Raw genomic sequence first — 14,708 nt, 5'->3', positions numbered from 1 at the left:
TTGATATGCAATACATCAAGATCCATTCGCTGGATAACGTTGCGGTAGCACTGGCCGATCTTGCCGAAGGCGCGGAAGTCGTTGTCGACAACCAGACCGTTCGGCTGCGTCAGGCGGTGGCGCGTGGGCATAAATTTGCCCTGCAGGCCATTGCGCAGGGCGAAAATGTCGTTAAATACGGTCTGCCAATTGGCCATGCGACGTCAGATATCGCGCCGGGCGAGCACATTCATTCCCACAACGCGCGTACCAATCTGAGTGATTTGGACGAGTATAGCTATCAACCTGATTTTCAGGATGAAGGCGCACAGGCGGTGGACCGGGATATTCAAATCTACCGTCGCGCTAATGGTGAAGTGGGGATCCGTAATGAGCTGTGGATCCTGCCAACGGTTGGCTGCGTCAACGGCATTGCCCGCCAGATCCAGAACCGTTTCCTGAAAGAGACGCAAAATGCTGAAGGCACCGACGGCGTCTACCTGTTCAGCCATACCTATGGTTGTTCGCAACTGGGCGACGATCACATTAACACCCGTACCATGCTGCAAAACATGGTGCGTCACCCGAATGCCGGCGCTGTACTGGTGATTGGTCTGGGTTGCGAAAACAACCAGGTCGATGCTTTCCGCCAGACGCTGGGTGAGTTCGACTCTGAGCGTGTTCACTTTATGGTTTGCCAACACCAGGACGATGAAGTGGAAGCCGGGCTTGAGCATCTGCACGAGCTCTATCAGGTCATGCGCAACGATAAGCGCGTACCGGGTAAACTGAGCGAACTGAAATTTGGCCTGGAATGCGGCGGTTCTGACGGGCTGTCCGGTATTACCGCGAACCCGATGCTGGGGCGTTTCTCGGACTATGTCATCGGTAATGGCGGAACAACCGTCCTGACCGAAGTACCGGAGATGTTTGGCGCGGAGCAGATCCTGATGAGCCACTGCCGCGACGAAAGTACCTTTGAGAAGACCGTTACCATGGTCAACGACTTCAAACAGTACTTTATCGCGCATAACCAGCCCATTTACGAGAACCCTTCGCCGGGCAACAAAGCGGGTGGGATCACTACTCTGGAAGAGAAGTCTCTGGGTTGTACGCAGAAAGCAGGTGCCAGCCAGGTCGTGGATGTACTGCGTTATGGCGAACGGCTGAAAACCCACGGTCTGAACCTGCTGAGCGCGCCGGGCAACGATGCCGTTGCAACCAGCGCACTGGCGGGGGCGGGCTGCCATATGGTGTTGTTCAGCACTGGTCGCGGTACACCTTACGGTGGTTTTGTACCGACGGTGAAAATCGCCACCAATAGCGAGCTGGCGGCGAAGAAAAAACACTGGATAGACTTTGATGCCGGTCAGTTGATCCACGGCAAAGCGATGCCGCAACTGCTGAATGAGTTTGTCGATGTGATTGTGGCTATCGCTAACGGTCAGCAGACCTGCAACGAGAAGAACGATTTCCGTGAACTGGCGATCTTCAAAAGCGGCGTAACCCTGTAAGTTACCGTTCGCGTTTGCGCCATGGTTACGCGTATTCACCCCGGTTGCTGATGTGTCAGTTTCCGGGCTGCGCGGGCACTCCGCCTTACCACGGTGCGAAATCTTTTGGTAACGCAGGTAGATCCCCTGATAAAAACGGCGCTCTAATAGAGGCCGTTTCTTTTTTTATCTACCCTTCAAGGATTTTCCATGACCGCGTATTGGCTTGCCCAGGGTGTCGGTGTCATTGCTTTTTTGATTGGTATTACCACGTTTATTAACCGTGATGAAAGACGGTTTAAAAAACAGCTCTCGGTGTATAGCGCCATTATTGGTGTCCACTTCTTTCTGATGGGGGCGTTTCCTGCCGGTTCGAGCGCGATGCTCAACGCCGTCCGTACGCTGATTACCTTGCGCACGCGCAGTCTTTGGGTGATGGCGCTGTTTATCGTGCTGACCGGCGGGCTGGGGCTGGCGAAATTTCACCATCCGATGGAGCTGTTACCTGTAGCGGGCACTATCGTCAGCACCTGGGCGCTATTCCGTTTTAAAGGTCTGCCAATGCGCTGTGTAATTTGGTGTTCTACCGGTTGTTGGGTGATCCACAATATCTGGCTCGGCTCGATTGGTGGCTCATTGATCGAAGGCAGCTTTCTTATCATGAACGGGCTGAATATCATCCGTTTCTGGCGAATGCAAAAACGCGGCATCGACCCGTTTAAAGTCGAAACCGCGCAGCAAAAAGAGACGCCTGCCGCCCGCTGACGGCAGGTGAAGAGGTTAATTACGCAGGGCGTTGTTAACCAGACGCGAATCTTCCGCCTGGCATACCGCTGCGGTGAACAGCACATCCGTGGAGGAGTTGAGCGCGGTTTCGCAAGAGTCCTGCAGCACGCCGATAATAAAGCCGACCGCCACCACCTGCATCGCCACATCGTTGGAAATACCAAACATGTTACAGGCCAGCGGGATCAACAGCAGGGAGCCGCCCGCCACGCCGGAGGCACCACAGGCACAAAGCGACGCCACGACGCTCAACAGCAACGCTGTCGGCAGATCGACCGTAATACCTAAGGTATGGACTGCCGCCAGTGCCAGCACCGTAATCGTGATTGCCGCACCCGCCATGTTAATGGTGGCACCCAACGGGATAGAGACAGAGTAGGTATCGCGATCGAGGTTCAACTTCTCACACAATGCCATATTAACGGGAATATTCGCCGCTGAACTGCGGGTGAAAAATGCGGTGACGCCACTTTCGCGAAGGCAAGTAAAAACCAGTGGGAAAGGGTTGCGGCGGATTTTCCAGAATACCAGCAGCGGGTTAATCACCAGCGCGACAAACGCCATACATCCCACCAGCACGACCAGGAGTTGCGCATAGCCTAACAGCGCACCAAAACCCGATGTCGCAAGGGTGGATGAGACGAGACCGAATATCCCGATCGGGGCAAAGCGGATCACAAGCCGCACCATAAAGGTCACCGCGCTTGCAAAATCCTGCACCAGATTTTTGGTGCTCTCGTTGCTGTGACGCAGTGCAAAACCCAGCCCCACGGCCCATACCAGTATGCCAATGTAGTTAGCATTCATGAGCGCCGTTACCGGGTTGGCGATCATGCTGGTCAGCAAACCACGCAGCACTTCCACAATACCGGAAGGCGGTGCGACATCATTTGCACCGGGTACAAGCTGTAACGTGGAAGGGAACAGGAAACTGACCAGCACGGCGGTCAGTGCGGCGGTGAATGTGCCTAACAAATAGAGCATCAATACCGGGCGCAGATGCGTCTTTTGCCCTTGCTGATGACCGGCGATGGAGGCCATCACCAGCATCAGCACCAATACCGGCGCTACCGCTTTTAACGCGCTAACAAAAAGCGTACCCAGAATGCCGGTCGCAATGGCGGCGGGAGTGGAAATCCACGCCAGTAAGATACCCAGAATTAAACCAATAAGGATCTGTTTCACCAGGCTGCCATCAATAAGACGTTGCAGTAACCCGGCGGAGCGGTGCGTTGTCATGCCATGTTCCTTTCGTGTTGTGGAGTTGCATCCCGCCTGTCTTTTTTGATGACATTTGTCAGGATGTAACATTTATTTGCAGAAAGAAGTATATGGACTCTGCGGCAACAGGGAAGGGTGGAAGATGTACTTTTCGGGCCTGGCGCTGTTTTTTGATTTTTTGTGTTAACGTTTTGTGATAAAGGCGACAAGGCTGACGCATTCGCCGCTCAGCATAGTGGCAGAGCGGCGAATTACAGCTTACGCCTTCGTTTTTTTGTCGTTCTGGTGGTTAACCCAGGCATTGAGCAGCATAGTCAGCACAAGGATCCCACCCACCACGCCAAGCGAAATGGCGATTGGAATATGGAAGATGTCAACAATCAGCATCTTAATGCCGATAAACACCAGGATCAGCGATAAACCGTACTTGAGCATTGAGAAGCGCTCTGCCACGCCTGCCAGCAGGAAGTACATGGCGCGCAACCCTAAAATGGCGAACAGGTTCGAGGTCAGCACAATAAAGGGATCGGTGGTGACGGCAAAAATCGCCGGAATGCTGTCGACCGCAAAAATCACATCGCTCAGTTCCACCAGAATCAGCACCAGCAGCAGCGGCGTGGCAAACAGCAGCCCGTTTTTGCGCACGAAGAAGTGCTCATTTTCAATGGTGTCTGTCATGCGCAGGTGCCCACGCAGCCAGCGCACCAGCGGCTTATCGCCGATCCCGGTTTCATCCTCTTTCGCCAGCGCCATCTTCACGCCGGTAAATAGCAGGAACGCGCCAAACACATACAGCAGCCACGAGAACTGACTGATCAGCCAGCTTCCCGCGAAGATCATGATGGTACGCAGCACGATCGCGCCGAGTACACCGTAGATCAACACGCGGCGCTGCAACGCAGCAGGCACAGCGAAGTAGCTGAACAACATCAACCAGACAAAGACGTTATCCACCGCCAGTGCCTTTTCAATCAAGTAACCCGTGAGAAAGGCCAGCGCTTGCGTATCCGCAACGGCGCGACCTTCGGTTTGCGCCAGATACCACCAGAACGCGGCATTGAACAGCAAAGAGAGACTTACCCATACCACTGACCAGACGGCCGCCTGCTTCATGGTCATCGTGTGGACGCCGCGACGCCCCTGAAGCAGAAGGTCGATGGCCAGCATAATTGCTACCACAATGGCGAATCCGCCCCATAACATCGGTGTGCCGACACTATTCATCATCAGTTCCTTACCTAAAAAACAAAAACGGCCAACGTCAGAAGACGTTAGCCGCTTGCTTTCGATGCAATGGTTCCTCGCCTTCCGGCAAGGTCTCACTTACGTCGGTAAAGACGCCCGGCGACCGGATGCATATACGCATCGTAATGACGATCCACCGGCAATGAAGTTACTCCCCTTTGCAGGTAACAAAATATGTCAGGATATTCATCCCGTCAATAATATGCCCGCCCTGCTTACGAACCTTTACGCGGGAAGTTGCTGGCTGACATCATCCGCCGGGAAAACCACACCGGTCTGGCGGCGGATCTCCGTTTGCAGTTTTGCGGTGATGCGGCTGACATCCAGCCCCGGATGGTTGACCTGATTCTCTTCCACCAGTTGGGCAAACACGTCGGCCTCATACAGCATGGTGTTGATGTGCTGTGGCTGCGTCAGCTCTTGTGCTTTACCGCCGCGCGGCACAAATGACACTTTCTGGCATTCGGAGATCTTCTCGATCACCAGTGAACCGGCTTCGCCCTGGATTTCGCTGGGTAACACGGAATCACTCACTTTGGAGTGCTGCAATGTTACGCTGAAGTCACCGTAATCCATCACGACCACGCCGTGTGCATCAACGCCGCTCTCAAGCTTACTGGCGGTGGCCTGCACGGCATACGGCTCGCCCCACAGCGCCACGGCGGATGCCAGACAGTAGAAACCAATATCCATAATCGAGCCGTTAGAGAACGCCGGATTAAAGGTATTCGGGTTTTCACCGTCCAGGTAACGCTGATAGCGGGAAGAGTATTGGCAGTAATTGATAAAGGCTTTACGCACCTTACCGACTTTCGCCAGCGACTGTTTCAGCAAGATGAAATTGGGCAGGCTGGCGGTTTTAAACGCTTCAAACAGTACCACCTGATTTTCCCGCGCACAGGCAATCGCCGCTTCTACTTCCCGCAGGTTTGAGGCCAGCGGTTTTTCACAAATCACATGTTTTTTGTGGCTGAGGAAAAGGCGGGTTTGCGGGAAATGCAGGGCATTCGGGCTGGCAATATATACCGCGTCAATCGCATCGCTTTGCGCCATCTCGTCGAGAGAGGTAAACAGGTGTTCGACAGGATAATCGCTGGCGAACGCTTGCGCCTGTTCAAGGCTGCGGGAAAAAACGGCGGTGAGTTTATATTTGCCCGTTTCATGGGCGGCATCGACAAACTGGCGGGTGATCCAGTTGGTGCCTATGACAGCGAAACGTATCATACAGGCGCTGATTCTCCGTAATGGGGGTCTTTTGTCACTCTAGCACGACAGCATGACAAAACCAGTGCACTGCCACGCAGAAGCACAAATGGCATTAAGAAGAAGAGCGCGCCAGCCGGAACCGCGCTGCGTTCAGTTACATCCGGCGGTTAACGCGGGCGGAGGTGCGACACGCTTTTAACCCACGTAACGACCAGGCCGATGGTTCATGGCGATAATCAAATTCAGCAGCGTAGCGCCGGCAACAGACACGACAAGCATCGGGAGGCTCACCACAAACAACGATGCCGTTACGATGCAGGCATCCACCACCATCTGGAATTTCCCCGCGCGGATGCCGCTTTTCTCTTGCAGATAGAGCGCCAGAATGTTCATACCGCCCAGGCTGGCCTTATGGCGGAACAGCACCACAAAGCCCACTCCCATCATAATGTTGGCAAACAGCGTGGCGTAGAACGGATTTAACTGGTCGATATGAATAAAACGGCCATGCAAATCGGAAAAGAGCGACACCATTGCCACGGCGCAAAAGGTCTTCAGCGTAAACTGCGCCCCCATGCGGCGTACGGATAACCAATAAAAGGGCAGGTTAATCACAAAGAAGGCGACGCCAAATGAAATGTGCATGGTGTAGTGGATCAGAAAGGCCAGCCCCGCCGTGCCGCCGGTCAATGCGCCAGACTGGCGAAATAGCACCACGCCGAAGGAGATCATCAGCGTGCCGAATAGCAATGCCAGCGCGTCTTCCAGCCAGGTGTGCGTGAGTGTAGTCGGGGTGAGGACGTTATCCATAAGCGTGCACTATCTATTAAGTCATAAAGATAAGTGTCACTTGCAATAAATACACCAGACTGAACCTGCGTTCACAGTGAATGGCGGAAAAACAGACGGCGTCTACGCTAACAGGTTGAAATTACAAAAAGAGCAATATGCACGATGTGTGCGTCTTCGTGGCGTTTGTGGCGTGCAATGTGCGTTTAAGCGATCTTTTATGCGTGAAGTGATTGTGTTTTTGCACAGTTTTGGGGCGAAATGCCCCAAATCAGGGCAGTGTGTTGCTTCCCGGCATCGACAACCCGTTCTCTTTCAGTCGATGAAGCACGACGGAGGTTTTCAGGTGCGCCACGCTCTTATTTTGCGCCAGAATACCGCTGATCACATGGTTAAGCCCCGGCAAATCCGACACCGCAACCTTCAGCAAATAGTCGTTGTCGCCCGTGGTTTTGTAAGCGTCAAGAATCGCATCAACGCCGCTGACCATCTGGTGAAAGCTTGCCACGCACTCCGGCGTATGGTTCAACAGACGCACTTCTATCAGCCCCAGCATCTCCTGACCCACCGCATCCGGTGCCAGTCTGGCGTGATAGCCCAGAATAAGCTGCGCCTGCTCCAGCGCAATACGTCGCCTGGAACACTGCGATGCCGACAAACCAATCAGTTCACTCAACTCCTGATTTGTCAGGCGGCCATTTGACTGCAACAGCGTCAGGATCTTCAGATCAAAATCATCAATGTTGTACATGGGCATCACTGGCGGGCGGAAAAGGGTAACCCCCAGACTACCAGTTTTTTGCCCGGCAGGTTATTTCAACGCAAGATGCGTCAGCCACAGGCGGGTGTCGAACTCGAGCTGGTGATAGTGCGGTTCCATATGACAGCACAACTGATAAAACGCTTTGTTGTGATCTTTCTCTTTCAGGTGCGCCAGCTCGTGCACCACAATCATCCGCAGAAAGGCTTCCGGCGCGTCGCGAAACACCGTCGCCACACGAATTTCCGCTTTGGCTTTCAGCTTACCGCCCTGCACGCGTGATACCGCAGTATGCAGACCGAGTGCGTTGTTGAGCACATGGATTTTGCTGTCGTACATCACTTTATTCACCGGTGCGGCGTTACGCAGATACTGGTTTTTCATCTCCAGCGTGTACTGATACAGCGCTTTGTCGGTGGTAATGCCGTGGCTGCCGGGATAGCGTTTTTGCAGCACCTCGCCTAAGCGGTTCTGTTCAATCAATGCGGTTACCTGCGCCAGAAGGGTTTCAGGATAACCCTGAAGGTACGTGAGCGTGTTCATGGCGAAATGTGTTTACTTCCCGACGTATTTAAGCGATAAAACGCGCGAATTTTAGCATTGCGGAGGGGTGATGAGCCAGGTTGAGTTAAACGGACAGTTGTTCACTTTAGACAGATTCCCGGTCGGCGTGGAAGATGCGTCATTACAGGCATGGGACGCGGCGGACGAATATTTGCTGCAGCAGGTGAATGAGGTCACTGGCCCGGTGCTCATCTTCAACGATAGCTTCGGTGCACTGGCGTGCGCGCTGTCGCAACATCACCCGGTCAGCGTAAACGATTCGTACATTGCTGAGCTGGCCACACAACATAACCTGCGTATTAACGCACTTGATGAAAGCACCGTAACGCAGCAAGACAGCCTTAGCTCGCTGCCTGCTAACCCGGCGCTGGTGCTGATCAAAATACCGAAACACCTGGCATTGCTGGAACAGCAATTGCGCGCGCTGCGTCAGGTGGTAACACCGCAGACGCGTATTATCGCCGGGGCGAAATCGCGCGATGTGCACAACTCCACGCTGGCGCTGTTTGAAACGATCCTTGGGCCAACCACCACGACGCTGGCATGGAAAAAGGCGCGCTTGATCAACTGTACGTTCACCGCACCGGAACTGGCGGATGCGTCACCGCTGGCGAGCTGGAAACTGGACGGCACCGACTGGACCATCCATAACCACGCCAATGTCTTTTCGCGCAGCGGTCTTGATATCGGCGCTCGCTTTTTCCTGCAACACTTACCGGAAGGCGTGGAAGGGGAAATGGTCGATCTCGGCTGCGGCAATGGCGTGATTGGTCTGCAATTGCTGGCGCAAAATCCGGGCAGCCGCGTGCTGTTTGTGGATGAGTCGGCGATGGCCGTCGCCTCTTCCCGACTCAATGTGGAGTCCAACTTACCGGCGGATGTCTCGCGTTGTGATTACATGATCAACAACGCCTTGTCGGGCGTGGATCCGGATCGTTTTGACGCAGTGCTGTGCAATCCACCGTTTCATCAGCAAAGCGCCATCACTGATCATATTGCCTGGCAGATGTTTAATGATGCGCGTCGTTGCCTGAAATACGGGGGCGAACTGCGTATTGTCGGAAACCGGCATCTGGACTATTTCCGTAAGCTGAAGAAGGTGTTCGGCAACTGCGAAACGCTGGCGACCAACAATAAGTTTGTCATCCTGAAAGCGGTGAAAGTGCGTAAAAAACGCTGATGCCGTAAACCGTCCTGCCGGACAGGCATCAGCGCCTTCCGGCAGTCGGCTAACCTAGATTTCCAGCGCCAGCTTTGTCCCTTGCGCGATTGCCCGGCGCGCATCCAGCTCCAGCGCCACATCGCACCCGCCAATTAAATGCACCGTTTTACCCGCTTCCCGTAGCGGATCCGCCAGTTCACGACGCGGTTCCTGCCCGGCGCAGATAATCACATGATCCGCCTCAATCAGTTGCGGTTCACCGTTGATCAACAGGTGCAGACCGGCATCATCGATCTTCTGATAGCTTACGCCGGGGATCATTTTCACCCCGCGCGACAGCAAGGTTGCGCGGTGGATCCAGCCCGTAGTTTTACCCAGACCTTCACCGGGTTTGCTGGCTTTACGTTGCAGCATCACGATACGGCGCGGACTTTTTGGCAGTTGCGGCCCTTCCGGGCGCAGTCCTCCCCCATTTTGCAGGCTGGTATCAATGCCCCATTCCACGCAAAACTCGGCGATATTCTGGCTGGTGGGTTCGCCCGGCTGGCTTAAATACATCGCAGTATCAAAACCAATTCCCCCGCAGCCGATGATGGCCACGCTTTCACCCACCGGGACTTTGTCACGCAATACATCGAGATAACTCAGTACTTTGGGGTGATCAATACCGGGGATGGGCGGAATGCGCGGTTCAATGCCGCAGGCGAGAACGACTTCATCAAACAACGTTAACATGGCAGGCGAAACGCGCTGATTCAGGCATAACTCAACGCCAGTCAGCGCAATCATTCGGCGGTAGTAGCGCAGCGTTTCATAGAACTCCTCTTTGCCGGGGATCTGTTTGGCGATGTTGAACTGGCCGCCAATCTCCGCCTGTGCATCGAACAGCGTTACGCTGTGGCCACGGGTGGCGGCATTTATCGCGAACGCTAACCCTGCGGGACCAGCGCCGACCACGGCGAGGTTTTTCTTGTGCAGCGCCGGGATGACGGGCATCCGGGTTTCATGGCAGGCGCGGGGGTTAACGAGGCAGGAGGTGACTTTGCCGACGAAGATTTGATCGAGGCAGGCCTGGTTACAGCCGATGCAGGTGTTGATTTCGTCTGCGCGGCCCTCCTGCGCTTTTGACACGAACGCCGCGTCGGCAAGAAACGGGCGCGCCATCGAGACCATATCGGCATCGCCGTGAGCCAGGATCGCTTCCGCAACTTGCGGATCATTAATGCGGTTAGTGGTGATCAGCGGCACGCCCACCTGGCCTTTTAATTTTCGCGTCACCCAGCTAAACGCGCCGCGTGGTACCGGCGTGGCTATCGTCGGAATGCGCGCTTCATGCCAGCCGATACCGGTATTAATAAGGGTTGCCCCTGCGGCTTCCACTGCTTTTGCCAGCGTGATGGTCTCGTCCAGCGTCGCGCCGCCTTCCACCAAATCCAGCATCGATAAACGGTAAATAATAATAAACTCGCGGCCCACGGCCTCGCGCACAGCGCGAACCACTTCCAGGGCAAACCGCATGCGCCGGGTGGCATCGCCGCCCCATGCATCCTCACGCTGGTTAGTCCGCGCAGCGAGGAATTCATTGATCAAATAGCCTTCGGAACCCATCACTTCCACACCGTCATATCCGGCCTGCTGCGCCAGTTGCGCGCAACGGGCAAAGTCAGCAATCAACGTGAGGATCTCATCGTGGGTGAGGGCATGCGGCGTGAAACGGTTGATCGGTGCCTGGAGCGCAGACGGCGCGACCAGATGCGGTTGATAGCTGTAACGCCCGGTATGCAGGATCTGGAGCGCGATTTTGCCGCCTTCCTGATGAACCGCATCGGTGATTTGCCGGTGATGGGGGAGCTGGCTGCTGTCGCATAATACCGCGCCGCCTTCCATGGTAATGCCCGAAAGCGCAGGGGCGACGCCGCCCGTGACAATCAGCGCAACGCCGTGCCGTGCGCGTTCGGCATAAAAGGCCGCCAGCCGCTCTGCGCCGTCCGGGCGCTCCTCCAGCCCGGTGTGCATCGAGCCCATCAGTACACGGTTTTTTAGCGTGGTAAAGCCCAAATCCAGCGGGGCGAACAACGACGGGTAGTGGCTCATGCTCTCTTCCAATGTAAAATAATTGTTATGTGGTCGGATGAGTTCTACTGTAGCCGTCCCGGACAAAAAGGGAAAAGCGGGAGCGAATGATTGTGATGGGATTCAAAAATCGTTGCCCCTCACCCTAACCCTCTCCCCGGAGGGGAGAGGGGATCTTCTCTTTCCACCTGAAGAGAGGTGATGGCGATTTTCTTTGTCATCCTGTGGCGGGCGGTGAGGATGATTTTCTCCCTCTCCCTCAGTGGGGAAAGGGCCGGGATGAGGGGGAATTCTCTTCCTCCTGTGCCGGGCGGTGATAATGATTTTCTCCCTCTCCCCCTGTGGGGAGAGTGCCGGGGTGAGGGGGAATTCTCTTTCTCCTGTGCCGGGCGGTGATAATGATTTTCTCCCTCTCCCTCAGTGGGGAAAGGGCCGGGATGAGGGGGAATTCTCTTCCTCCTGTGCCGGGCGGTGATAATGATTTTCTCCCTCTCCCCCTGTGGGGAGAGGGCCGGGGTGAGGGGCAAAAATTACGCCCGGGTTGTCAGCCCTGGCGCCGTCCACATAGAGGTTGTCAGCCCGCGATCAACCAGACCGAGCTGATCGGCATAGATCTTTTGCCACTTCTGCATCATGGTGTCGTACAGTTCGCGGTGCTGCGGGGCCGGGGTATATTCATGGCTCCACGCCACCAGCCGTTCGCCGGTGGCTGCCAGATCATCATACAGCCCGGCACCCACACCTGCGGCAATCGCGCAGCCCAGCGCGGTCGCCTCTTTCACCACCGGGACACGTACCGGCACGCCTGTGACGTCACTTAAAATTTGCCCCCACAGCGCCCCTTTTGCGCCGCCGCCGGCAAACACCAGATTGTCAAAGCGCACACCGGAGAAACGCGATATTTGCGCCAGATTACAGGCAGAAACGATGGCGGCGTTCTCTTCCAGCGCGCGAAACAGGGTGGCTTTGTTGCATTTTTCCGGATCGATCGAGAGATTAATAAACGACGGCGCAGCGTGGTACCACTGTTTAAAGTGCATGGCGTCAGAGAAGATCGGCATCACACCCCACGAGCCTGCCGGTACACGGCTGGCCATTTCTTCCAGCAGCGTGTAAGCATCGACGCCCAGCCGTTCAGCGATCAATTTTTCTTCTGCACAGAAGGCATCGCGGAACCAGCGCATGGTCAAGCCGGTGAAGAAGCTGATCGATTCTGCCTGCGCCATACCGGGAATCACATGCGGATTCACACGAATATTCATCTCCGGGTCGACACGCACCTGCGGCAAATTCACCACTTGCTGCCAGAATGTTCCGCCCAGCACGGCGGCCTGTCCGGCCTGTACCACGCCAAGGCCGAGGCAACCCAGTTGTACATCGCCACCACCCATGACTACCGGCGTGCCTTCGCGCAGGCCGCTCTCCTGCGCCGCCTCGTGCGTTACCTCGCCAAGCAGGCTGCCGGTTTCTTTTACCGGAGAGAGAAAATCCGCGCGCAGCCCGGCGATATCCAGCAGTTCTGGACGCCAGTCGCGGGTAAACAGATCAAGCAAGCCAGTGGTACCGGCGTTGGAAGGATCAACCGCCAGCCAGCCGGAAAGGCGGGAGGCCAGCCAGTCGCTGATCATCGAAATGGTGGCGGCATTGCGGTAGATATCCGGACGGTTATGCGCCAGCCAGAGCAAGCGCGGCATGGCGCTGAGTGCCAGCGTCTGACCGGAAACTTCATAGACTTCGGCTTCGAAGTGATCGTCGTGGATCTCTTTCAGTTCAGCGACTTCCCGACTGGCGCGGGCATCAACGTTGGCGCAGGCCCAGAGCGCTTCGCCATTGCGATCGTAGAGCACAATGCCTTCGCGCATAGAGCAGCAGGCGATAGACTGGATATCTTCTCCGCGCAGGCTGGCTTTTGCCAGTGCCTGTCGGATGCACTGGCAGGCGAGCTGCCAGTTGGCGTGGAGATCGAACTCCATTGAGCCGGGCACATTTTCGAGGCTCAAGTGTTTCCACTCGGCCTGACCCACCGCTACCTGCCGCCCGGATAAGTCGAAGATCACCGCACGAATGCTGCCGGTTCCTGCATCTAACGCTAATAGATAACTCATGGGTTTTTCCCCCTCGCGCGGCATCAGAGATAAAACTGTGATCCTCGTACGGTCGTAAATATAGTTCACCGCCTACGCTTTTGAACAATCTTCAATCACAAAATCAATGACTCAATCACAGCTTCTGGCGGGGGAGATGATGGCGGATTTAGATGACATCAAAGACGGTAAAGATTTTGGCCTCGACACACCGCAACATAACGTCCCTTTTGCGTTGAAAGGGTGTGGGGCGCTGGACTGGGGGATGCAGTCGCGGCTGGCGCGGATATTTAACCCGACAAGCAATCGCACGGTCATGCTCGCATTCGATCATGGCTATTTCCAGGGGCCGACCACCGGGCTTGAGCGCATTGATTTGTCTATTGCGCCGTTGTTTGGTGAAACCGATGTGCTGATGTGTACGCGCGGTATTTTGCGCAGCGTGGTGCCGCCCGCGACCAATAAACCGGTGGTATTGCGCGCGTCGGGCGGTAACTCGATCCTTGCGGAGCTATCCCGCGAGTGTGTGGCGGTGGCCATGGAGGATGCTCTGCGTTTGAATGTCTGTGCTGTTGCTGCGCAAGTCTACATTGGCAGCGAGTATGAGCATCAATCAATCAGCAATATCATCACGCTGGTGGACGCGGGTAATCGCTACGGTATTCCAACACTTGCCGTCACCGGGGTTGGCAAAGAGATGACCCGTGATGCCCGCTATTTTGCCCTTGCCAGTCGAATCGCTGCCGAGATGGGGGCTCAGTTTGTGAAGACCTATTTTGTGGAGCAGGGGTTTGAGAAAGTCACCGCGAGCTGCCCGGTGCCGATTGTCATCGCGGGGGGGAAAAAGCTGCCAGAGCAGCAGGCGCTGGAGATGTGTTTCCGCGCCATCGATCAGGGCGCGTCCGGCGTGGACATGGGGAGAAATATCTTTCAATCCAGCGCGCCGCTGGCAATGCTAAAAGCGGTGAAAAAAGTGGTGCACGAAAATATGCGCGCCCACGAGGCGTACCAGTTCTGGCTGGAAGAAAAACAAGGAGAGCAACCATGAATGTAACGCTGGTGGAGATCAACATTAAACCCGATCGCGTGGAGGAGTTTTTGCAGGTGTTTCGCGCTAACCATGAAGGCGCCATCCGTGAACCGGGGAATCTGCGTTTCGATGTTTTGCAGGATCCAAAAGTGAAAACCCGCTTTTTCATTTATGAGGCTTATCAGGATGATGCCGCCGTGCTTGCCCATAAGAAGACGCCGCATTATCTGGCCTGTGTGGAAAAACTGGAGGAACTGATGTCTGAGCCGCGTAAAAAACGCAGCTTTATTGGCGTGATGCCAGCCTGATGGGGTTC

At 55.4% G+C, this 14,708-nt stretch carries 13 protein-coding genes; 5 read left to right on the top strand and 8 right to left on the bottom strand.

From position 1 onward, the window contains the following. Positions 1 to 5: 5 nt before the first annotated feature. Together GA0061071_RS20435 and GA0061071_RS20430 are read left to right on the top strand one after the other, a co-directional pair. A complete protein-coding gene (locus GA0061071_RS20435; protein ID WP_061493064.1) occupies positions 6 to 1,493 on the top strand; it encodes a UxaA family hydrolase in 1,488 nt (495 codons plus the stop codon). Between the two features lie 189 nt (positions 1,494 to 1,682). Continuing rightward, complete coding sequence (locus GA0061071_RS20430; protein ID WP_061493065.1) at positions 1,683 to 2,237, top strand: YgjV family protein; 555 nt, start codon at positions 1,683 to 1,685, stop codon at positions 2,235 to 2,237. Positions 2,238 to 2,252: 15 nt separating this feature from the next. Here GA0061071_RS20430 and sstT read toward each other — a convergent pair whose 3' ends face one another. From sstT to GA0061071_RS20400, 6 genes are all read right to left on the bottom strand, one after another. Further along, positions 2,253 to 3,497 carry a serine/threonine transporter SstT gene (gene sstT / locus GA0061071_RS20425; RefSeq protein ID WP_061493066.1) on the bottom strand — a complete coding sequence of 415 codons (1,245 nt, stop codon included), beginning with the start codon at positions 3,495 to 3,497 and terminating at the stop codon, positions 2,253 to 2,255. 240 nt (positions 3,498 to 3,737) lie between these two features. Further along, positions 3,738 to 4,703: a TerC family protein gene (locus GA0061071_RS20420; protein WP_061493067.1), complete on the bottom strand. Its 966-nt coding sequence runs from the start codon at positions 4,701 to 4,703 to the stop codon at positions 3,738 to 3,740. A gap of 246 nt (positions 4,704 to 4,949) precedes the next feature. Continuing rightward, positions 4,950 to 5,948, bottom strand: a complete 999-nt coding sequence (locus tag GA0061071_RS20415; RefSeq protein ID WP_061493068.1) for a Gfo/Idh/MocA family protein — start codon at positions 5,946 to 5,948, stop codon at positions 4,950 to 4,952. Positions 5,949 to 6,125: 177 nt separating this feature from the next. After that, positions 6,126 to 6,740, bottom strand: coding sequence for a YitT family protein (locus GA0061071_RS20410; protein WP_061493069.1), 615 nt, complete (start codon positions 6,738 to 6,740; stop codon positions 6,126 to 6,128). Positions 6,741 to 6,990: 250 nt separating this feature from the next. Beyond that, complete coding sequence (locus tag GA0061071_RS20405; protein ID WP_061493070.1) at positions 6,991 to 7,470, bottom strand: Lrp/AsnC family transcriptional regulator; 480 nt, start codon at positions 7,468 to 7,470, stop codon at positions 6,991 to 6,993. Between the two features lie 60 nt (positions 7,471 to 7,530). Continuing rightward, positions 7,531 to 8,022 (bottom strand): M48 metallopeptidase family protein, encoded by a 492-nt coding sequence (locus GA0061071_RS20400; RefSeq protein WP_061493071.1) that lies wholly within the window; start codon positions 8,020 to 8,022, stop codon positions 7,531 to 7,533. A gap of 70 nt (positions 8,023 to 8,092) precedes the next feature. Here GA0061071_RS20400 and rlmG point away from each other — a divergent pair, with 70 nt between their 5' ends. Further along, complete coding sequence (rlmG, locus tag GA0061071_RS20395; protein ID WP_088237685.1) at positions 8,093 to 9,223, top strand: 23S rRNA (guanine(1835)-N(2))-methyltransferase RlmG; 1,131 nt, start codon at positions 8,093 to 8,095, stop codon at positions 9,221 to 9,223. A 54-nt stretch (positions 9,224 to 9,277) separates the two neighbouring features. Here rlmG and GA0061071_RS20390 read toward each other — a convergent pair whose 3' ends face one another. Both GA0061071_RS20390 and lsrK read right to left on the bottom strand, forming a co-directional pair. Continuing rightward, positions 9,278 to 11,299, bottom strand: coding sequence for an NADPH-dependent 2,4-dienoyl-CoA reductase (locus tag GA0061071_RS20390; protein WP_088237686.1), 2,022 nt, complete (start codon positions 11,297 to 11,299; stop codon positions 9,278 to 9,280). A 509-nt stretch (positions 11,300 to 11,808) separates the two neighbouring features. After that, entirely contained in the window at positions 11,809 to 13,383 is a 1,575-nt protein-coding gene (gene lsrK, locus GA0061071_RS20380) for an autoinducer-2 kinase (RefSeq protein ID WP_088237698.1), read from the bottom strand. 139 nt (positions 13,384 to 13,522) lie between these two features. Between lsrK and lsrF the strand changes: the two genes are divergently transcribed. Next, entirely contained in the window at positions 13,523 to 14,410 is an 888-nt protein-coding gene (lsrF, locus tag GA0061071_RS20375) for a 3-hydroxy-5-phosphonooxypentane-2,4-dione thiolase (protein WP_061499751.1), read from the top strand. Beyond that, positions 14,407 to 14,700, top strand: coding sequence for a (4S)-4-hydroxy-5-phosphonooxypentane-2,3-dione isomerase (gene lsrG / locus GA0061071_RS20370; protein WP_061493074.1), 294 nt, complete (start codon positions 14,407 to 14,409; stop codon positions 14,698 to 14,700). Before lsrF ends, lsrG begins: the two co-directional genes overlap by 4 nt. Positions 14,701 to 14,708: the final 8 nt, after the last annotated feature.

The sequence above is a fragment of the Kosakonia oryzendophytica genome, from assembly GCF_900094925.1.
Taxonomy (GTDB): domain Bacteria; phylum Pseudomonadota; class Gammaproteobacteria; order Enterobacterales; family Enterobacteriaceae; genus Kosakonia; species Kosakonia oryzendophytica.
The sequence above is the reverse complement of the archived record's forward strand: the minus strand, read 5'-3'. Positions and strand labels throughout refer to the sequence as shown.